Source organism: Clostridium sp. YIM B02551 (assembly GCF_022324735.1).
GTDB lineage: Bacteria > Bacillota > Clostridia > Clostridiales > Clostridiaceae > Clostridium_T > Clostridium_T paridis.
The window spans coordinates 23,100-42,837 of the sequence record NZ_JAKGTF010000016.1; the positions used below are offsets into that span (position 1 = coordinate 23,100).

At 30.5% G+C, this 19,738-nt stretch carries 20 protein-coding genes and 1 other annotated feature; of the genes, 12 read left to right on the forward strand and 8 right to left on the reverse strand.

The features are described from left to right. Positions 1-30: 30 nt before the first annotated feature. Positions 31-714 carry a YjjG family noncanonical pyrimidine nucleotidase gene (locus tag L1S47_RS17495; RefSeq protein WP_238885373.1) on the reverse strand — a complete coding sequence of 228 codons (684 nt, stop codon included), beginning with the start codon at positions 712-714 and terminating at the stop codon, positions 31-33. Between the two features lie 115 nt (positions 715-829). Between L1S47_RS17495 and L1S47_RS17500 the strand changes: the two genes are divergently transcribed. Next, the gene (locus tag L1S47_RS17500) at positions 830-1,510 is read left to right on the forward strand and encodes a Crp/Fnr family transcriptional regulator (RefSeq protein ID WP_238885375.1); all 681 of its coding nucleotides are present in this window, start codon (positions 830-832) and stop codon (positions 1,508-1,510) included. Positions 1,511-1,590: 80 nt separating this feature from the next. Here L1S47_RS17500 and L1S47_RS17505 read toward each other — a convergent pair whose 3' ends face one another. Further along, positions 1,591-1,983, reverse strand: coding sequence for a (deoxy)nucleoside triphosphate pyrophosphohydrolase (locus tag L1S47_RS17505; RefSeq protein WP_238885377.1), 393 nt, complete (start codon positions 1,981-1,983; stop codon positions 1,591-1,593). Positions 1,984-2,243: 260 nt separating this feature from the next. Continuing rightward, positions 2,244-2,453: a binding site (T-box leader), on the forward strand. 66 nt (positions 2,454-2,519) lie between these two features. Between L1S47_RS17505 and serS the strand changes: the two genes are divergently transcribed. Beyond that, the gene (gene serS, locus L1S47_RS17510; RefSeq protein WP_238885379.1) at positions 2,520-3,797 is read left to right on the forward strand and encodes a serine--tRNA ligase; all 1,278 of its coding nucleotides are present in this window, start codon (positions 2,520-2,522) and stop codon (positions 3,795-3,797) included. A gap of 69 nt (positions 3,798-3,866) precedes the next feature. Here the strand turns inward: serS and L1S47_RS17515 are convergent, their stop codons facing one another. After that, positions 3,867-5,624: a glycoside hydrolase family 64 protein gene (locus tag L1S47_RS17515; protein ID WP_238885381.1), complete on the reverse strand. Its 1,758-nt coding sequence runs from the start codon at positions 5,622-5,624 to the stop codon at positions 3,867-3,869. A 383-nt stretch (positions 5,625-6,007) separates the two neighbouring features. On the opposite strand from L1S47_RS17515, the gene L1S47_RS17520 reads away from it, so the two are divergent. From L1S47_RS17520 to L1S47_RS17530, 3 genes are read left to right on the forward strand one after another with little or no spacing between them, the layout of a single operon-like run. Further along, positions 6,008-6,718 carry a M15 family metallopeptidase gene (locus L1S47_RS17520; RefSeq protein ID WP_238885383.1) on the forward strand — a complete coding sequence of 237 codons (711 nt, stop codon included), beginning with the start codon at positions 6,008-6,010 and terminating at the stop codon, positions 6,716-6,718. Between the two features lie 28 nt (positions 6,719-6,746). Further along, a complete protein-coding gene (locus L1S47_RS17525) occupies positions 6,747-7,442 on the forward strand; it encodes a response regulator transcription factor (RefSeq protein ID WP_202768471.1) in 696 nt (231 codons plus the stop codon). After that, on the forward strand, positions 7,432-8,535 hold the full coding sequence (locus L1S47_RS17530) for a cell wall metabolism sensor histidine kinase WalK (protein ID WP_238885388.1): 1,104 nt from the start codon (positions 7,432-7,434) through the stop codon (positions 8,533-8,535). The genes L1S47_RS17525 and L1S47_RS17530 overlap by 11 nt, the downstream gene beginning before the upstream one ends. Positions 8,536-8,569: 34 nt before the next feature. Here L1S47_RS17530 and L1S47_RS17535 read toward each other — a convergent pair whose 3' ends face one another. After that, entirely contained in the window at positions 8,570-8,911 is a 342-nt protein-coding gene (locus L1S47_RS17535; RefSeq protein ID WP_238885390.1) for a helix-turn-helix domain-containing protein, read from the reverse strand. A gap of 190 nt (positions 8,912-9,101) precedes the next feature. On the opposite strand from L1S47_RS17535, the gene L1S47_RS17540 reads away from it, so the two are divergent. The 3 genes from L1S47_RS17540 (at position 9,102) to L1S47_RS17550 (ending at position 11,383) form a co-directional block, all read left to right on the forward strand. After that, positions 9,102-9,737 carry a flavodoxin family protein gene (locus L1S47_RS17540; protein WP_238885392.1) on the forward strand — a complete coding sequence of 212 codons (636 nt, stop codon included), beginning with the start codon at positions 9,102-9,104 and terminating at the stop codon, positions 9,735-9,737. Positions 9,738-9,823: 86 nt separating this feature from the next. After that, positions 9,824-10,765 (forward strand): YafY family protein, encoded by a 942-nt coding sequence (locus L1S47_RS17545; RefSeq protein WP_238885394.1) that lies wholly within the window; start codon positions 9,824-9,826, stop codon positions 10,763-10,765. Between the two features lie 69 nt (positions 10,766-10,834). After that, positions 10,835-11,383 (forward strand): GNAT family N-acetyltransferase, encoded by a 549-nt coding sequence (locus L1S47_RS17550; RefSeq protein WP_238885396.1) that lies wholly within the window; start codon positions 10,835-10,837, stop codon positions 11,381-11,383. A 34-nt stretch (positions 11,384-11,417) separates the two neighbouring features. Here L1S47_RS17550 and L1S47_RS17555 read toward each other — a convergent pair whose 3' ends face one another. After that, on the reverse strand, positions 11,418-12,092 hold the full coding sequence (locus tag L1S47_RS17555; RefSeq protein ID WP_238885398.1) for an AraC family transcriptional regulator: 675 nt from the start codon (positions 12,090-12,092) through the stop codon (positions 11,418-11,420). A 178-nt stretch (positions 12,093-12,270) separates the two neighbouring features. Between L1S47_RS17555 and L1S47_RS17560 the strand changes: the two genes are divergently transcribed. From L1S47_RS17560 to L1S47_RS17575, 4 genes are all read left to right on the forward strand, one after another. Next, positions 12,271-13,485, forward strand: coding sequence for a maltose ABC transporter substrate-binding protein (locus L1S47_RS17560; RefSeq protein WP_238885400.1), 1,215 nt, complete (start codon positions 12,271-12,273; stop codon positions 13,483-13,485). Positions 13,486-13,563: 78 nt separating this feature from the next. Continuing rightward, complete coding sequence (locus tag L1S47_RS17565) at positions 13,564-14,511, forward strand: carbohydrate ABC transporter permease (RefSeq protein WP_238885402.1); 948 nt, start codon at positions 13,564-13,566, stop codon at positions 14,509-14,511. Between the two features lie 2 nt (positions 14,512-14,513). Beyond that, complete coding sequence (locus tag L1S47_RS17570) at positions 14,514-15,410, forward strand: sugar ABC transporter permease (protein WP_202768480.1); 897 nt, start codon at positions 14,514-14,516, stop codon at positions 15,408-15,410. 38 nt (positions 15,411-15,448) lie between these two features. Next, the gene (locus tag L1S47_RS17575) at positions 15,449-17,191 is read left to right on the forward strand and encodes a glycoside hydrolase family 13 protein (RefSeq protein WP_238885404.1); all 1,743 of its coding nucleotides are present in this window, start codon (positions 15,449-15,451) and stop codon (positions 17,189-17,191) included. A gap of 23 nt (positions 17,192-17,214) precedes the next feature. Here the strand turns inward: L1S47_RS17575 and L1S47_RS17580 are convergent, their stop codons facing one another. The 3 genes from L1S47_RS17580 to L1S47_RS17590 are packed head-to-tail and all read right to left on the reverse strand — an operon-like array spanning position 17,215 to position 19,730. Further along, positions 17,215-17,796 (reverse strand): thiamine phosphate synthase, encoded by a 582-nt coding sequence (locus tag L1S47_RS17580; protein ID WP_238885406.1) that lies wholly within the window; start codon positions 17,794-17,796, stop codon positions 17,215-17,217. 9 nt (positions 17,797-17,805) lie between these two features. After that, positions 17,806-18,960: a 2-iminoacetate synthase ThiH gene (thiH, locus tag L1S47_RS17585; RefSeq protein WP_238885408.1), complete on the reverse strand. Its 1,155-nt coding sequence runs from the start codon at positions 18,958-18,960 to the stop codon at positions 17,806-17,808. A gap of 2 nt (positions 18,961-18,962) precedes the next feature. Then, positions 18,963-19,730 carry a thiazole synthase gene (locus L1S47_RS17590; RefSeq protein ID WP_238885410.1) on the reverse strand — a complete coding sequence of 256 codons (768 nt, stop codon included), beginning with the start codon at positions 19,728-19,730 and terminating at the stop codon, positions 18,963-18,965. Positions 19,731-19,738: the final 8 nt, after the last annotated feature.

Consider the following 19,738-nt stretch of genomic DNA (forward strand, 5'->3'; position numbering starts at 1 on the left):
TTAGGTGACAAACATAGCATCCTCTTTGTTTTAAAGTATTTTCCTTAGATCCATTAAAGTAGTAATTTCATAAGTAGGCTTAATATCAGATTGATTTTTAGTATTAGAAGGATTAAACCAACAGGTATCAACCCCAAAGTTTAGTCCACCCCTTATATCAGAAGTTAAACTATCACCAATCATAATTACTTTGCTTTTATCAAAATGCTGTATATAATTTAAAGCAACCTGAAATATCTTAGCGTCTGGTTTTGAAGCCTTCACTTCTTCGGAGATTACTATGTGCTCAAAATATTTGGCTAGAGATGATTTTCTAATTCTTTTATCTTGAACATCAGTAAGCCCGTTAGTAACCATAACTAGTTTATAATTTTTGTGAAGTTCTTCTACAAGAGTAGTACTTTCCTCATATAAATGGGATTCATTAGCTAAGTTTTTTACATAAGCAGCTGCAAATTCATGTGAATCAAACTTAATCCCTATTTTATCTGATAATCTTTTAAATCTTTCTATCTTTAATTTTTCTTGAGTAATTTTTCCCTTTTCGAAATCATTCCATAATGCCTTATTAATTTCTTTATATACTTTTAAATGATAATCTTCATCATAGCTTATATCAAACTGAATCATCGTATTTTTAAAAGCATTGTTTTCAGATTTTTTAAAATCAAATAAAGTATCATCTGCATCAAATAATATAACTTCGTATTTCATAGTATCCTCCATTTAAATTGTTTCTATAATTATACCATGCTTTACATGTTGTAATTCATAAGTTACCATATTTATATAAAGTATAATAGGACATGTGTCCTATTTTGGAGGAGTTATGAAGAGAATTTATGATAGAAACCTTATAGATAAGTATTTTGATAAATATGATATAGAAAAGTTGTTTGATGAAAATATAATTAATTATGCCGAACTTCATTTTTACGAAAATGGGGAATTGATTTTAGAAGCAGAAGAGAAACTTGATTATTACTATTTACTTGTGGAAGGAAAGGTTAAGATATCGTATTTATTTGAGAATGGAAAATCTATGTTTTTAAAGTTCTATAGTCCATTTAAAACCATTGGTGATATAGAATTATTAAAAAATATTCCTATACGCTGTGATGTAGAAGCCATATCAGAAGCTCACTTAATAGTAATCCCATCAAAGATACTTCAAGATGAGTATTATAATAATTTGAATTTTTTGCATCATCTAATTAATTCCTTAAGCGAAAAGTTAGATGCAACTATCAATAATAGCTCATATAACTTTATATATACTCTTATAAATAGGTTAGCAAGCTACTTGGTTGAATACATAGATAATAATGAATATATAATTTTAAACTCATCATTTAAGGAAATAGCTCAATTTTTAGGTACTACCTATAGACACTTAAGTAGAACCTTTAATGAACTTGAAGAAAAAGAAATTATAAGATGTGATGATAAGAAAATATTTATATTAGATGAAGTTAGGTTAAGAGATTTATCTAAAAATTTATATAAGTAGATAATATTAGGTATTAAGATAAAGCATCACTTTTGAAAAACCAGAGATGCTTTATCTTTTTAATTTACGGATTTATATTGTTATTGAACTGCTAGTAAATCAACCGTAGGAATATTTGCATTAATCCATTTTAATGAAGGTAAATATTCTTTATTTAACCATAGAAGCTTAGAATGTTCTTTTGAAATTGGAATTCCAGATACTAATTTACATTTAACAGTAACTAAAGTCATCATAAAATCCTGATAATCCTGAGTGTTATATTTAACAACATTTATAAATTCAATGGAGCAGTTTAATTGCTCCTTTATTTCTCTTTCTACTGCTTCCTTATATCCTTCACCTTTTTCTAGCTTTCCAGAAGGAAACTCCCAGTGGTTAGGAAGAGACATTTTAGGAGATCTAAGTGCACAAAGTATTTCTTTATTTTCATTTTCAATAATTGCTCCAATAACTGTTATTATCTTTTTCATGTAATTCACCTCTATATGTATTGTAAAATGAAATCTAAAAAGTAAATCTTTTTATTCTATGTAAAAATTTCAACTACTAACAATGTTTTTTATACTATTTATAATATCGACTATATTTTAATAAAATTTATTATAAGGTGAACTTTAAATATAGGCAATGAATATTTAAAGTATTTTATAATTTATTTATGGTTAAAAAAACTAAAGTTAGTTTATACTTGAAATTAAGTATAAAAAAATATATAATTAAGCATAATGATATATAAGCAGCGATGATAAAAACTACGATTTATAAATTTCTTAAGAGAGCCGATGGTTGGTGTGAATCGGTGAAAGGTTAAGTCTTTCCACTTTTGGAGCTGTCGATGATGAATCGAAAGGTTAGTACCCTTTATCCTACTTTGTTGAGTGGCTGGCTATAATTTTATCCAGCAATTTGGGTGGCAACGCGGATTATCTCCGTCCCATTATTATATGGGATGGAGTTTTTTTATTCTTATTTAGTAATTATTATATATTTATTTAGGAGGAAGAATATGTTAGATTTAAAATTTGTAAGAGAGAATCCAGAGATAGTAAAACAAAATATAAAGAATAAGTTCCAAGAGAGTAAACTTGGATTAGTTGATGAAGTAATTGCTTTAGATATCGAACTTAGAAATGCAAAGCAAGAAGCAGAGGCTTTAAGAGCTGATAGAAACAAGATTTCTAAGCAAATTGGTGGATTAATGGCACAAGGTAAGAGAGAGGAAGCAGAAGAACTTAAGAAAAAGGTTAATGCAGAATCTGAACACTTAGCTGAACTAGCAACAAAGGAAAGTGAATTAGATAAAAAAGTTAAAGAGATTATGATGGTAATACCAAACATAATTGACCCAAGTGTTCCAATAGGAAAAGATGATAGTGAAAATGTAGAATTGGAAAAGTTTGGTGAGCCAAAGGTGCCAGAGTTTGAAATTCCATACCACACTGAAATTATGGAGAAACTTAGTGGAATAGACTTAGACAGTGCAAGAAAGGTTGCTGGAAGTGGATTCTATTACTTAATGGGTAATATAGCAAGACTTCATTCAGCAGTAATTTCTTACGCAAGAGACTTTATGATAGATAGAGGATTCACATATTGTATACCACCTTTCATGATAAGAAGTGAAGTTGTAACTGGTGTTATGAGCTTTGCTGAAATGGATGCAATGATGTATAAGATTGAAGGAGAAGATTTATATTTAATCGGTACTAGTGAGCATTCAATGATCGGTAAATATATAGACACAATATTACCAGAAAGTTCATTACCTCATACTTTAACTAGTTATTCTCCTTGTTTTAGAAAAGAAAAAGGGGCTCATGGTATAGAAGAAAGAGGAGTATATAGAATTCACCAATTTGAAAAACAAGAAATGATTGTCGTATGTAAACCAGAAGATAGCATGAAATGGTATGATAAACTATGGAAGGATACAGTAGATTTATTCCGTTCTTTGGATATACCAGTTAGAACTTTAGAATGTTGTTCAGGTGACTTAGCAGATTTAAAAGTTAAATCTGTTGACGTAGAAGCTTGGTCTCCAAGACAAAAGAAATATTTTGAAGTAGGAAGCTGTTCAAACTTAGGGGATGCACAAGCACGTAGATTAAAAATCCGTGTAGATGGTGAAAACGGTAAGTACTTCGCTCACACATTAAATAATACAGTAGTTGCACCACCAAGAATGCTTATAGCTTTCTTAGAAAATAACTTAAATGAAGATGGATCTATAAATATTCCAGTTGCATTACAACCATACATGGGTGGTATGACTGTAATAAAATAATAAAGTTATAAGAATAAAGAAGGACATTTTGTTTGTCTTAAATGACAAACAAAATGTCCATTTATTTTATTACCAGCCTACATTAATTATTGCATATTTAGGATCAGTTACTTGGAGTGTACTACTAAAATCAAAAGCATCATCATAGCAGAAACCATATGCTCTGTTTTCATAAGAGTGTTGATGCCAGAATGCTGCATAGTAATTTGCAGGTGCAGCTTGATAGAAGTAGCTTGAGTTATTCCAATGTGCAGGATCAAGCATTACATGTCTATTAAATGCTGCACAAATTTGAGTCTTAATTGCTTTTTCGTCGTCATTTCCACCATCTAATATACCATTACCTAACAATACTTCCTGAGTAGTAGGTTTTCCATGGATATATAGATTATATGCTCCGCCATTTTTATTAAATACAAAATCGCTACCTACCACATGACCACTGTAAGTTCCACGGTCACAATTAAAGGTTAGTTCATGAGTTGTATAGTAGTTATAAACATCATTTATATAGTTATCAAAATAGTGAGAATTAGCTTTTGATGCAGCAAATGTACCAAGTCCAGATGCAGGAGCATAAATTCTATCAGATTGAACTAGTGACTTAAATTCATTTGGTACAGAATTCTGGAAAGCACTCATAAGCTCTGCCCTTGTTCCAATATCACCATTTGTTCTATTATATCCACTCTGACCAACTAATTGTATATTATATGGGAAGCAGAATTGATCAACTCTTGTATTATTGATCCAGAAACCATTGCTAGTCCATGCAAATTCAGACCATTCGAACATTATACCTTTATTTGGGTCTGATGTGTTTGCTAGGTTAGGCCCCGCATATCCAATTAATCCGTCAGCAGCTTGATTAATTCTTATATAAAGAGGCTCACCATAGCTTATATACATTCTTGCACCTATCATCTTAGGAACAAATGCGTAATTTCGATCACTCGCTTTGGTGAAGTAATTTGTGTAGTTAAAAGTACCATCTGGAGTAGTTTTAGTTAAGTGACCAGCTGCATCATTATCACTTAGTGACATAGGAATAAGATTTCCATTTAGATCAACATGAACAAATTGTTTAGTTACAGGGTCTTGTCCTACAATTGCCCAGTAAATCTGATTATCAGAATATTTGCCATTGGTATTATTCTTAACTTGCAAAGTTACATATCCAGATTTTTGTGGCGGTTCAGTAGAAGAGGAACCTGTGTAAATCTTAACAGAGGTCATTTTATCATTTGCATCAGTTCCAATCCAATCAGAACTTGAGGTATAGGTCCATTTTGTTCCTGTAAAGTTATCTCCATCATATACGTCAACAGTCCATCCACTTGGTACCTTTAAAGAAGACATCCAATTGTCAGGAATCCCAGCTGAATTTAATTGAGAAAGTGTGTAATTACCTAATCCTAATGTTTTTGAGGCACCGCCATAATATATATCTTGGTAGAAGGTAACTCCAGTAGTTGGATTTGTAGATGAGCCAACAGTATAACTATACCAGCTTGTATCATAAGCAGGAGTGCCATTGTTATAAGTGAAAGAGTAATCGATGATATTACTAGATGTCACTGTTACAGTTTGCTCATACCTTGAAGCACTGCTATTATAAGTCATTCTAAGATTTTGTTGATCTCCTGAATTAACTTTATAATGAACATCAACCCAGGAAGTATTTACAGCAGATTTAAACCATATAGTAGCAGTAGAACCTGAGACATCTACACCATAAGTATAGTCAGCTGCATGAACATTAATTTTAAACATGGTTGTACAAAGAAATACAAAAACTAAACATAGTCTTAAAGCTTTTTTAAACATTACATACCCTCCTAAAATTTTCATGAAATTTGAGAAATAAATTTACATTTCACAAACTAGGTAAATCCCACGTAATTCATACCAATTCCTCCTACTAAAATCAAATTTCTACACCGTTGATTTAAGCAGATAAAGTTGAGAATGAAATTAAATGATAAATTTTAGTAATGTTATGTAGTTTAAAATATTTTACCATTATATATATAATTTTTCCATAAACTTCAAGAATATTATGACAATTATGAAGAAGTTTTTTATTAATTGACCATTTGATTATTTTAAACTTAAGGTTTTGTAAGAATTTCTTATAAGTGACGTAAAGTCTCTCTTCTACAATGAATTCATAAGATAATATTTGAGTTTTCAGGAAGAGGAGCAAGGGTATGAAAAAAATATTTAAAAGATTTATAGCATTTGTAATTATAATTTGTGGATTTTGGTACATGTTTGATCATATAGCATCAAAGTCTAAAGGAGAAGAGGTAAAGGAAAGTGTATTAAATTTTAGTAAAGAAAATAAGTCAGAGACTATAGAAAATAATGATGGAGATGATAAACTAGTATTAGTTAATGAGGAACATGAACTAAATAAAAACTTTAAACCTAAGGATTTAACTATACCCAATATAACATTTGTTCACGGAACAAGTAATGAGGAAAGGCACGTTTCTGATATTATTAAAGAGCCACTGGAAGGATTATTTGATGCAGCAAAAAAAGATGGCATAACCCTTCTAGGTAATTCAGGATATAGATCTTATAAATCACAAGAAAATACATATAACAACAGAGTGAAAACACAAGGAGAAAATATTGCAGACTCATATGTAGCAAGACCAGGGTCTAGTGAGCATCAAACAGGATTATGTATAGATGTAACAAATCAGAAGCAAAGTTTTGTAAAGGGAACAAAAGAAGCAGAATGGCTTGATAAGAATTGTTATAAGTTTGGATTTATAATAAGATATCCTTATGGAAAGAAATATATAACAGGTATTGAATATGAACCTTGGCATATTAGATATGTTGGGAAAGATGCAGCTAAATATATTCATGATAATGGGATTACATTAGAAGAATATTTAGAAAAATAATTATACATTATCGAAGTTGGAGGGTAAAATGAATAACAATATTCTTGTGGTAGATGATGAAAAAGAAATAAGAGATTTATTAGAAATAAATCTTACAAATGAAGGTCTTAATGTATTTAAAGCAAGTAATGGTATAGAAGCTTTAGAAATTTTAGTTAGAGAAAAAATAGACTTACTAGTTTTAGATATAATGATGCCTGGAATGGATGGGCTAGAGGTATGCAAACGTGTTAGAGAAAAATATAATATGCCAATTTTAATGTTAAGTGCGAAGGCAGAAGATATGGACAGAATTCAAGGAATTATGACTGGAGCTGATGATTATGTTTGTAAGCCATTTAATCATTTAGAGCTAATTGTTAGAGTAAGAGCACTACTTAGAAGAGCATATTTCTTTAACGCTAAAATGCAGACAGAAGAGGACATAATTAGAATTGAATCAATGATTATAGATAAGAGCAAACATAAGGTAACAAATGAAGAGGGTGAAGAAATATCATTAACTGCAAGAGAATTTGAAATCCTATATCTTTTAGCTACTAATAGAGGAAGAGTATTTAGTGCAGAAGAGATTTTTGAAAAGGTATGGAAAGAAAAATACTTTCAATCTAATAATACAGTAATGGTACATATGAGTAGATTAAGAGATAAGTTAGAGAATCACATGGAAGGAAACAAGGTAATTCACACTGTATGGGGAGTTGGATATAAAATTGAAAAATAATAGAATATATAAACATTATTTTTTATCCTTAGCTGATATTGGGATATCGGCATTAATAACATATATTATATACGGAATAACTAGAAAAATAGTAATTATATCGTATAATAATGTAACAAATCAAAGTAGCTTTAACATTTGGGACATTTGGGCATATCTTAGATATATCTTATTTAGAGAAAATACTAAAATATTTTTAGGTATAATTGTATTTGCAGTAACTTATTTTCTTATTACCTATAGAAAGAATAGGAGCTTAGCAGCTATTATCGATGAAACAGAAATAATGGCAAATGGGGACTTAGATAGGCTAATAAAAGTTAATTCAAGTGGTGATTTTAAAGGATTAGTAAATAATATTAATAGCATATCAAAGCAATTAAAGGAAATAACAATAGAAGAAAGAAAAGCCCAGCAGACTAAAAGTGATTTAATAACAAATGTATCACATGATTTAAGAACTCCATTAACATCAATAATTGGATACTTAGAAATTATTGATAGTGATAAATATAAGGATGAATTAAAACTTAGATACTATGCTAACATTGCCTATGAGAAAGCAAAAGGACTAAATTTACTTATAAATGATTTATTCGAACTTACTAAAATGCAAAACAATACTATTAATTTAGAAAAAGAAGAAATAAATTTAGTAGAGTTACTAGGACAGGTAGTTGCATATTTTGAATATCAATTTAAAAATACAAAGATGCAATCAAGAGTTAGGTTTTCAGAAGATAGGTTAATAGTAGATGCTGATTCAGGAAAATTAGTTAGAGCTATTGAAAATTTACTTACAAATGCAATTAAGTATGGAAAAGATGGGTTATATGTTGATGTTGTTACAAAATTAGAAGAGGGTATGGCAGTGGTTCAGGTGATTAACTACGGGCAAGCAATATCTCCAATTGATTTACCATATATATTTGATAGATTCTATAGAGTAGAAAAATCAAGAAATAGCAAAATAGGGGGCTCAGGCTTAGGTCTTGCTATAACAAAAAACATAATTGAATTACATGGGGGAACTATAACAGCTTATAGTGATAATGAAAAGACTATATTTGAAGTTAAGTTACCATTAATATAATTTTTAGAAAGACGTTTTATTAAATAAAACGTCTTTATTCACATTTATTATCTAATTCGGGATAATACTTTATTGACCAACCTTCAATTTCTTTAATTATACTTGTTAAATCTTTTCCTTTGGTTGTAAGGAAATATTCAACCTTAGGTGGGATTTCAGCATAAACTTCCTTGTCTATTAGTCCATCATTTTCAAGTTCTTTAAGTTTTTCATTTAATACCTTTTGGCTTATTCCATTAGTTATTCTTTGAAGTTCTAAGAATCTTCTAGGTCCATTATATAGATGGCATAGTAAAACTGCCTTCCATTTACCTCTAATTAAATCCATAGCAAAATCTAATAAACATATATATTCTCTACCGTTAAATTCTATCATTTAAGTACCATCCTTTAGATTGATTAATGTAAAACGTAAAAATATTTTCAATTTAATAATATAAGATAATGATAAATAACACAATAAATCTTACCAAAAAGTAAGAGACTAACTAAAAAGTGCGTACTTGTGGGTTAGTATATGGAGTCATATAATGAGCACATGAACAAAAATATTGGAGGTATATATTATGAAAGTTGTTGCATTTAATGGAAGCCCAAGAGAAAATGGAAATACTTTTGAGGCAATAAAAGCTGTTGCAAAAGAATTAGAAAAGGAAAATATAGAGGTAGAGATTGTCCATGTAGGAAATAAAGTAATACGTGGATGTCTAGCTTGTGGTGGATGCGTAAGAAATATGAATGAGAAATGCGTAGTTCAAAATGACCAAGTTAATGAGTGGATTCAAAAAATGAAGGAAGCTGATGGAATAATTATAGGATCACCTACACATTATTCAGCAATAGCAGGAACTATGAAATCTTTCTTAGATCGTGCATTTTATGTAACATCAGTTAATAATGGTATGCTTAGACATAAAGTAGGAGCAAGTGTTGTTGCAGTAAGAAGATCTGGAGGAGTTCCAGTATTTAATCAATTAAATAACTATCTTAACTACTCAGAAATGTTAATGCCTTCATCAAACTATTGGAATGTAGTACATGGTACAGCACCAGGAGAAGCTACTCAAGATGAAGAAGGAATGCAAATCATGAGAGTATTAGGAAAGAATATGGCATTACTATTAAAGCTTTCTGAAGCAGGAAAAGATACATTAGAGAAGAGTAAAAGAGAAGATAAAGTATTTACAAACTTTATAAGATAAGCAAGAGGTAAAAGGGTGTTTTGTATGCGTTAATATGCGGACAAAACGTCCTTTTGTTCACTTATGGTATAATTTAGATAAATGTTATGAGAAAGAGTGAAGAAATGAAGATTGATAGATTACTTGGAATTATCATATATTTATTAAATCATAATACTGTAAGTGCAGCTATATTAGCAAAAAAATTCGAAGTTTCTACTAGAACAATACAACGTGATATTGAAAGTTTAAGCTTAGCTGGAATCCCTATTATTTCGCTGCATGGAGTAAATGGAGGATATTCAATTGAGGAGAGTTTTAGACTAGAAAAACAAGTAGCAAGTTCAGAAGATTATCTATATATTGCTACAGCATTAGAAGGTCTAAATTCAGCCTATAGAAATAATAAACTTGAAGAGACATTAGAAAAATTACTAAGTATATCTAAGAGAAATGCAGAAATTAAACCCCAAGTAAAGCTAGACCTAAGTACATCTCGAGAAGGTAACTATATTGATGAATACGTGAATATAATTGGACATGCTATAAAAGAAGAACACATTATAGAATTTGAATATACAAATTCATATGGTGACCAGTCTTTAAAAATAATAGAACCACTAGTAATAATGTTTAAATGGTATGCTTGGTACATGTTTGGATATGATAGAGATAAAAAAGATTATAGGTTATATAAGTTAGTGAGAATGAGAAATCTCAAAGAATTAAAAGGTTTCTTTTCTATAAAGCATGAAAATATAAATGAATTATTAGAGGAGTATGAAAAGACGGATAACAGAAGTTATATAGATGTAAAACTACTCTGTAAAAAAGAAATACGTGTTTCAATTGAGGAATATTTTCCAAAGGGAAATATTGAAGAACTTGAAAATAAGGATTTTATATTAGGCTTTAAAATTCCAAGTAATGAAATAGGGTGGAAGGGAATACTTCTAAGTTATGGTAATAAAATTAAGATACTTGAGCCACAAGAACTAAGAGATGAGTTTATAACAAAAGCAAAAGAAATTATTGGAGTTTATGAATAATATACGCCATATAGTTGTCGTATATCCCCTTTTATAATTTAAGCATAGTAAATAAAAAGGAGGAGTTTTATGAGTTATTCAATTTATGAAAAATGTCCAGTATACGAAAGTGATAAGTTTATCTATAGAATGGTGGAGGAGAAGGATGCTCAAGATTTATTAGAATGTTATTCGGATCCTAAGGCGTTTAAACTATTTAATAGTGACAATTGTACAAGTGATTTTTTTTATAAAACTTTAGAACAAATGGAAGAATGCATTAAGTTTTGGCTTGACCAATATAAAGATAAATACTATGTACGTTTTTCCATTGTAGATAAGCAGAACCATAAAGCTATAGGAACTATTGAATTCTATGATAGGAAAGTATCCTATAAAGATATTTCTAAAGTTGGAGTATTAAGACTGGATCTTGCTTCAAAATATGAAAAAGAACAATTTATTTCAGAGATAATAGATATAGTTATTAATAATTTATGTGAGGTTTATGAATTAGAACATATTATAACTAAAGCCATTCCAGATGCTAAGGAAAGAATTTTAGCATTAATTAATAAGAAGTTTGAAAGATTAGAAAATAAAGCTATTTTGCCATATGATGACTATTATATAAGGTAAAATAAGTAAGAGGGAATTTTTTAATTTCCCTCTTTTATTTTAATGAAGAAGAATTTCTATATTCTAATGGAGTCATGCCTACAATAGCTTTAAAGGTCTTTGAAAAATTTCCTTGGTCGCAAAAGCAAAGTAGTGTGGATATTTCTAATACGCTTTTATCAGTAGTTACTAATAAAACCTTGGCACGATCTATCTTCACCTGTTTAAAGTATTTCATAATAGTTATGCCAATATTTTTTTTAAAGGTATTAGAGATATATCCAACTGATAGTTTTAAATCAGAAGCTATATTTTCTAAGGTAACCTTGTCCTCTATGTGATAATAAAGGTATCCAATTATCTTATTTATTACTAGATTATCTTTAAGTTCTAGGTAATTTATTAATATATCAAAGTAAGAATTAATCATATCTAGTTCTATCTTTTGCAAAGCAGATAGTTTTGAGTTCTCTTGTATTTGTTTATAGAATTTATTATATAAAGTATGCAAATATTGTTTTGAAGTACCATTGGTAATAACTTCTCTTGCAAAAAGTACATTCCAAATTAAAAGATCATTTCGCTTAGTTACAGGAGATATATTTTCTAAAATCTCATTTTTATGCTTATCAAAGGTTAAATTAATTAGCTTCTCTCTGTCTTTATTTTCAATTAAAAATACTGCATCATTATTAAAAAAATACTCATCCGATTCGTATGCATCATACATAAAAACTATTCCCCTCTAAATTGTTATCAATTTAATTATATAGTAAAAATAAATAACATACAAAAAAGACCAAAAATATTAATTATAAACAAATTAGGTAACTTCAAATAAGTATAATAAAATCATAAAGATTGCAATCGTTATCGTTAAGTTATAGTCATAAATTTGGAGGGATATAATGAATAAAAAAGTAAAGTTTATTGCAGGCATGTTAACAGTTGTTATGGGAACTAGTTTGTTTTATGGTTGTGGACAAGCATCTACTAAAACAAGCGATGAAAAAGAAATAGTTGTCTGGTCAAATTTAATGGATAATGAAGTGGCTAAAGTAGATGAAATTGCGCAAAAGTGGGCAAAGGAAAATAATAAAAAAGTTAAGGTAGTTAAAGATGATTCTGGATATCAAGAATTCTTGACAGCTGCAAACTCTTCAAAAGGTCCAGATATGCTATTTGGACTTGCACATAACAATTTAGGTACCTTTCAAAAAGCTGGTTTATTAGAAGAAGTTCCAAGTGACTTAGTTAATAGAGACGATTATGTAGGAAAGAACATATGGGATGCAGTTTCCTATGATGGAAAAGCATATGGAGTTCCTATATCCATGGAAACCTATGCACTATTTTATAACAAGGATAAGGTAAAAACAGTACCAAAAACAATGGAGGAACTAATTACAGAGGCGAAGGCATATGGGCAAAGTGGTTTTCAATTTCCTATAAATGATTTTTATTATACAGCTGCCTTTATGCAAACAGAAGGAGGCTATGTATTTGGTGGTGGAAATGGAAAACTTGATGTAACTAACTTAGGTTTTGACAATGAGGGAGCTATAAAGGCATATCAATTCCTTCAAGACTTAGTTCAAAAAGACAAATTTATGCCAGCAGATATTACTCAAGATATCGCAAATAATTCCTTTAAGTCAGGAGACGCAATTTTTTATATTGGTGGACCATGGGATGTTGCAGGGTTTAAAGATGCAGGGGTTAATTTTGGAGTAACAGCAATTCCAACACTTGATGGAAAAAATATAAAGTCTTTTTTGGGAGTTCAAGCAGCCTTTGTTAGTAGTAAATCAAATAACAAAGATGATTCTTGGTCATTAATGAAATACTTAATTAAAAATAGTGGAGAAGATTTATATACAACAGGTAATAGAATACCAGTACTAAAATCAGAATTAGATAAAGAGACAGTAAAGAATAATGAATATACCCAAGGATTTATAGCACAAACAGCATATGCAGTACCAATGCCAAATGTATCTGAAACACAAGCAATATGGGATCCAGTTAAGAATATACAAAGAATTTTAGGTGGAGAAGATCCAAAGGTTGTTGCAAAAGATATTCAAAAGGCAGTTAAAGATGCAGTAGAAGTAAGTAAGTAAGCATAAATAGATATTTCCCAAGGGTATGCTGGTTAATTAAATTAGTGTACCCTAAAAAATACTTATAAGGGGGTATATATGAAGAACTTAAAAGCAAAGAAAAATAGAAAAGCATATATATATCTAACACCAGCACTTATTAGCATTACAGTATTAAGTATACTTCCAATGTTATATACAATCTTCATAGCTTTTACAAATTATTCTCTTAAAAATCAAAATTATGGATATGGAACAGCGGCAGGTTGGAAGATAGTTGGACTTTATCAATTTCAGCAGATATTAACTGGAGCACTTAAATCGCAGTTCTTTCCACTGCTATTATGGACATTAATCTTTACGGCCATATCCACTTTTGGATGCTATTTCATTGGTCTAATTTTTGCAATGTGTTTAAGTGATAAAAATATGAAGGAATCCTTTATATATAAGGGATTATTAGTTATTCCTTGGGCACTACCAGGAGCAATCACAATAGTCTCATTTAGAGGATTATTTAATAGTCAATATGGATTAATTAATCTCATGCTACAGCAGCTGCATTTAATAAAAGAACCAATAATGTGGTTAACAACGCCTTTTGCAGCAAGACTTGCAGTTATACTTATTAATCTTTGGATTGGTTTTCCCTACATGATGAATGTTTGTATGGGGGCTATTTCTGCAATACCTGATACCCATTACGAGGCAGCAGATTTAGATGGAGCAACTGGGTTTCAAAAATTCACAAAGATTACGTTACCTTCACTAGCTAAGACTTCTTATCCTTTATTAATTTCAAACTTTGCCTTTAATTTTAATAACTTTAATTCGGCATATTTATTAACTGATGGAGGCCCATCAAAGGCAGGATCATCCTTTGCTGGATGGACAGATATTCTTGGGTCTGCAACATATAAGATGTCAACCTTACAAGGAAATTTTGCATTAGGTGCAGCAATGTCTATATTACTATTTTTAATTATAGGAACACTTTCAATTATCAATATGAATATTTCAGGACAGTTTAAGGAGAGTGAGGGATAGTTATGGAAGTGAAAATAGAGCAGAATGTAAAGAAAGTAAGTTCAAAAAAGATCACATATAAACATAAAATGAATAAGGGTGAAAGAGCCGCTTTATGGGGAAAGAGAATTTTTTTATGGATATCAATTTTAATTATAATATTTCCTGTTTTTGCAATAGTAACAGCTTCTTTATCTCCTGGTACAAGCTTTATGCAAAAATCCTTAATTCCTAAAGAAATAAGCCTGGTAAATTATAAGGTTGTATTGTCAGCAAAAGATGGATTTTTAAAATGGATGTTAAATACAACTTTTGTAGCATTAGCTGTATCAACCATTCAACTTATTATGACAATGCCAGCTGCCTATGCATTTTCAAAGATGAGATTTACGGGAAGAAAAAATGGACTTATGACTCTATTAATTCTTCAGATGTTTCCATCAAGCATGGCAGTTCCAGCAATACTTGCAATTGCCTACAAAGTACCATTTGGTATGGATAATCTATGGTTTTTAGTCTTGGTATTATGTGCAGGTAGTGCTTATAATATATGGCTTATGAAAGGGTTTATTGATGGACTTCCACAGGCTTTAGACGAAGCTGCAATGGTAGATGGAGCTACTACATGGCAGGTGTTTACAAAGATAATATTGCCTTTAAGCAAGCCTATGGCAGTAGTTATATTTTTCTTCTCATTCATTTGTGTCTTTGGAGAGTTTGTTTTTTCAGCAGCCTTAATTAAGGAAAAATCATTAAAGCTATTGGTTCCAGGATTAAAGAGTCTTATGGTGGATAAAGTAACTAATTGGCCACAATATGCAGCAGCTTCTATATTAATTTCAATTCCTTTAGCAATAGTTTTTGTATGTATTCAAAAGTTTATTACAAGAGGACTTGTAGCAGGTTCAATAAAGGAATAGATGAAATAATTATCATAGAAAAGTAGGAGGAATATACATTGAATAAACATGCGATTTATCATATAACAGATACACCATATGCATATGGGAAGAATTTAAACACATTAAGAGTTGTTCTAAGAACTGCAAATGGTGATATAAAAGACTGCATTTTATGCTATAAGGATAGATATGATTGGGAAGATGAATTTTTAACAGAGAGAATGCAAATAGATAGAACTACAGAATTGTTTGATTATTATAAAGCAGATATATCTGTAGAAAGAAATAGATATAGATACTTTTTTAAGTTAGTTGATAAGGAAAATAATATTTATTATTTAGATGAAAGAGGTCTAAGGGATTATAAAATACCAAAGGATGAAGCGACAGCTTTTCAATATCCTTATATAGCGGAAGGGGATTTGTATAAAGAAGTAAGTTGGCTTCAAGAATCTGTAGTTTATCAAATCTTTGTAGATAGATTTTTTAATGGAAATAAAGACAATGATCCAAAGAATACATTAAAGTGGGGAACTTCTGTAACCCCTAAATCAATGTTTGGGGGGGATATAAAGGGTATTATAAGCAAATTGGATTACTTAAAAGATTTAGGGGTGGATTTAATATATTTAACTCCAATATTTAAATCTTCCTCCAATCATAAATATGATGTAAATGATTATTATAATATTGATCCTCAATTTGGAACCCTTGAAGAGGGAAAAGCACTGGTTAGAGAATGTCATAAAAGAGGAATAAGGATAGTTTTTGATTGTGTTTTTAATCATTCTGGAGACGACTTTTTTGCATTTAAGGATGTACTTAAAAATGGTGAAAAATCAAAATATAAGGATTGGTATTTTATAGATAGCTATCCTGTAGATCAAAAGAAGGTTAATTATTATTCCTTTTCAAACCATATTAAGTCAATGCCTAAGTTAAATACCAGTAATAAAGAAGTAAAGGAGTACTTACTTAAGGTAGGGGAGTTTTGGGTAAAAGAAGTAGGAATAGATGGTTGGAGACTGGATGTATGTGATGAAGTAGATCATAGTTTTTGGAGAAGCTTTAAGGAGAGGGTTAAGGAATGTAAGAATGACAGCATAATTATTGGAGAGATAATGCATGAGGCAACATCCTTCTTAAAGGGTGATCAAATGGATGGAATAATGAATTATCCTTTTAAAGGAGCTTTGATTGATTTCTTTGCAAAAAGATCTATAACAGTAGAACAGTTTAATGAGATACTAGGGCTAAATAGCACCATATATATGGAGGGAATTACAAGACAACTGTGGAATCTAATTGGAAGTCATGATACTCAAAGATTTTTAACCGAATGTGAAAATAATATTGAGAGAATGAAGCTAGCAATTGGATTTCAATTTAGCTATATAGGTGTTCCATATATTTATTACGGTGATGAAATAGGACTTACTGGAGGAGAAGACCCGGAATCAAGAAAATGTATGATTTGGGAAAAGGATAAACAAAACCTTGAATTATTTAATTGGTATAAGAGTTTAATTAAAATAAGAAAAAATAATTTATCCATAGTTTATGGGGATTATAAAGTATTATATTGCAAAGATAATGTATTGATATTTGAAAGAAACTTTAATGAAGAAAAGATAATAGTAGCTATTAATAATAACTATAAGAAATATTATGTTAACCTTGGTTTAGATATAATGGCTAAAGATTTATTAAAAGATGGAGTAGTGGACTTAAGTAAAACGCTAATTTTAGATTCAATGGAATTTAAGATATGGAAAAAGGAGGGTATGTTTGCTAACTAAGCAAACGTACCCTTTATTTTAATTTATGAAAATCTCTTAACAAAATTAATTGGATCTGTGCATGTCATAGCTTCACTCATAACACATACACCTGTAGCCCCAGTATTTTTAACAGCTTCTAACTTATCATCAGTTATTCCACCTATTGCAAAAACAGGAATGCTAACTGCATTACACACTTCTTCTAAAAATGTGAGTCCTCTTTCAGGAACTCCCTTTTTACAATTTGTAGGGAATATATGACCTGCAATTAAGTAAGTGGCACCTAATTCTTGAGCTTCCCGTACTTCCTCTACAGAATGTATAGAAGCTCCTATGTTACTAAATTTAGAAAGCTTATCTTTATATAATCTTAAGTTACTCATAGATAGTTGAATACTAGGAATATTAAGCTTTAAGGCCACATCTATATTTTGATTTATAATAAGAGAAACTTGATTAATTTCACAAATCTCTTTCACTTTTATTGCCAATGCCTCATATTCAAATAGGGTTAAGTCTTTTTCTCTTAACATAATTCCATAGGGGTTTCCTTTTGCTAAGAGATTTATTCTGTTTAAGAAGTCATCTTTACAAAGTTTTTTATTAGTTACACAAATTAGCATAATCTCCACCTAAACTCTTATATAATCTGTATAAACAGGTTGTAAGCCTTTAGTAAGAATCATTTCATGAACTTCATTTACACTTCTGGGATCAGAGATTTCAAACTGCTCATCGCCTTTTTCTTCTTCACTATGACCGCCAACACCAACCTTAACTCCAGCAGATATTTTTGTAGCTGCAAGTCCAATAACATTATCACGGAAACCAGCTCTTTCCCTTGTAGAAATTGTAATACCTGCAAAAGGCATAAATAATCTATAAGCAAGCATAACTTGTAGAAGTTGCTTTTCGTGAACGTCATTTGGGTTATTATCTGCATTATTTATATAAGGCCTTAATCTAGGAGTAGAGAAGGAAACTTCTGCATGAGGATATTTTTGCTGTATAAAATAAGCATGTAACCCTGCTGCAAAGGCATCTTTTCTAAAATCATCAAGTCCAAGTAATGCTCCGAAGGAAACACCACGCATACCCCCAAGTATTGCACGTTCTTGAGCATTAAAGCGATATGGGAAAATTCTCTTTGGCCCTCTTAAATGAACCTGTTCATATTTATCAGTATTATAGGTTTCTTGATAAACAGAAACAAAATCCGCCCCACATTCATGTAAAAAAGCATATTCATCAGAATTTAATGGATATATTTCAATACCAACTGTAGAGAAGTATTTAGAAGCTAATTTTACTGCTTCACCAATGTAATCAACTCCTGACATATGTCTAGATTCACCAGTTAAAAGGAGAATTTCTTGTAAACCAGTAAGAGCTATTTCCTTAAGTTCAGCCTCTATTTCTTCTAAGGAAAGCATTCCACGGTGAATTTTATTCATGCAGTTAAAACCACAGTAAACACAATGGTTCTCACAATAGTTAGCAATATATAATGGAGTAAAAAGACAAACAGAGTTACCAAAATGCTTTTTAGTTTCCTCCATTGATTTTCTTGCCATAGCTTCAAGTAATGGCAAGGCAGCAGGAGAGAGTATTGCGCCATAATCTTCAATTGAAAGAGTATCCTTTGCTAGAGCTTTTCTTACGTCAATTTCTGTATAGTTTTCATGTTTATATTCATTTACTAGCTTTAATACCTTGTCCATAATTTCGGAATCAGTGACTTCCATGTCATCTAAATACTTCATATGATCTACTTTTATAGCTTCCATAATTAATCCTCCAAAAATCCTGTTAGAGGACTTGATGCTTCGCCTTTAAGATCTAGAACTCTTCCGAGACCAGCTAGATACGCTTCACGACCAGCCTCAACAGCTTGCTTAAATGCCTTTGCCATGAGAGTAACATCTTTTGCAGATGAAATTGCTGTATTACACATAACAGCTGAAGCCCCCATTTCCATAGCTTCACATGCTTGTGATGGACGGCCAATACCAGCATCTACGATTATAGGTAAGTCAATTTCATTAATTAATATCTGAATAAATTCTTTAGTACAAAGACCTTTATTACTTCCAATTGGAGAGCCTAAAGGCATTACTGCTGCTGCACCTGCATTTACAAGGGATCTTGCCACATTTAAGTCTGGATACATATATGGCATTACAACAAATCCTTCCTTTGCAAGTATTTCAGTAGCTTTTATTGTTTCATAGTTATCTGGTAATAAATATTTTGAATCATGTATTACTTCAACTTTAACAAAATTACCACATCCAATTTCTCTAGCAAGACGTGCTATTCTAACAGCCTCCTCAGCATTTCTAGCGCCTGAAGTGTTAGGTAACAGCGTAATACCTTTAGGAATGTAATCTAGAATATTTTCTTCTCCACCAACATTTGCACGACGAAGTGCTAAAGTTATCATTTCAGCGCCACCGCTTTCTATAGCAGCTTTTATTAATTCAAGTGAAAATTTACCTGAACCTAATATAAATCTTGATTGAAATTTATGTCCCCCAATTATTAACTTATCACTCATTTTATCTG

What these genes read in the sequence shown, in the direction of transcription:
- L1S47_RS17495 (WP_238885373.1), bottom strand. Translation starts at nt 714, where the DNA reads ATGAAATACGAAGTTATATTATTTGATGCAGATGATACTTTATTTGAT.
- L1S47_RS17500 (WP_238885375.1), top strand. Translation starts at nt 830, where the DNA reads ATGAAGAGAATTTATGATAGAAACCTTATAGATAAGTATTTTGATAAA.
- L1S47_RS17505 (WP_238885377.1), bottom strand. Translation starts at nt 1,983, where the DNA reads ATGAAAAAGATAATAACAGTTATTGGAGCAATTATTGAAAATGAAAAT.
- serS (WP_238885379.1), top strand. Translation starts at nt 2,520, where the DNA reads ATGTTAGATTTAAAATTTGTAAGAGAGAATCCAGAGATAGTAAAACAA.
- L1S47_RS17515 (WP_238885381.1), bottom strand. Translation starts at nt 5,624, where the DNA reads ATGTTTAAAAAAGCTTTAAGACTATGTTTAGTTTTTGTATTTCTTTGT.
- L1S47_RS17520 (WP_238885383.1), top strand. Translation starts at nt 6,008, where the DNA reads ATGAAAAAAATATTTAAAAGATTTATAGCATTTGTAATTATAATTTGT.
- L1S47_RS17525 (WP_202768471.1), top strand. Translation starts at nt 6,747, where the DNA reads ATGAATAACAATATTCTTGTGGTAGATGATGAAAAAGAAATAAGAGAT.
- L1S47_RS17535 (WP_238885390.1), bottom strand. Translation starts at nt 8,911, where the DNA reads ATGATAGAATTTAACGGTAGAGAATATATATGTTTATTAGATTTTGCT.
- L1S47_RS17540 (WP_238885392.1), top strand. Translation starts at nt 9,102, where the DNA reads ATGAAAGTTGTTGCATTTAATGGAAGCCCAAGAGAAAATGGAAATACT.
- L1S47_RS17545 (WP_238885394.1), top strand. Translation starts at nt 9,824, where the DNA reads ATGAGAAAGAGTGAAGAAATGAAGATTGATAGATTACTTGGAATTATC.
- L1S47_RS17550 (WP_238885396.1), top strand. Translation starts at nt 10,835, where the DNA reads ATGAGTTATTCAATTTATGAAAAATGTCCAGTATACGAAAGTGATAAG.
- L1S47_RS17555 (WP_238885398.1), bottom strand. Translation starts at nt 12,092, where the DNA reads ATGTATGATGCATACGAATCGGATGAGTATTTTTTTAATAATGATGCA.
- L1S47_RS17560 (WP_238885400.1), top strand. Translation starts at nt 12,271, where the DNA reads ATGAATAAAAAAGTAAAGTTTATTGCAGGCATGTTAACAGTTGTTATG.
- L1S47_RS17565 (WP_238885402.1), top strand. Translation starts at nt 13,564, where the DNA reads ATGAAGAACTTAAAAGCAAAGAAAAATAGAAAAGCATATATATATCTA.
- L1S47_RS17570 (WP_202768480.1), top strand. Translation starts at nt 14,514, where the DNA reads ATGGAAGTGAAAATAGAGCAGAATGTAAAGAAAGTAAGTTCAAAAAAG.
- L1S47_RS17580 (WP_238885406.1), bottom strand. Translation starts at nt 17,796, where the DNA reads ATGCTAATTTGTGTAACTAATAAAAAACTTTGTAAAGATGACTTCTTA.
- thiH (WP_238885408.1), bottom strand. Translation starts at nt 18,960, where the DNA reads ATGGAAGCTATAAAAGTAGATCATATGAAGTATTTAGATGACATGGAA.
- L1S47_RS17590 (WP_238885410.1), bottom strand. Translation starts at nt 19,730, where the DNA reads ATGAGTGATAAGTTAATAATTGGGGGACATAAATTTCAATCAAGATTT.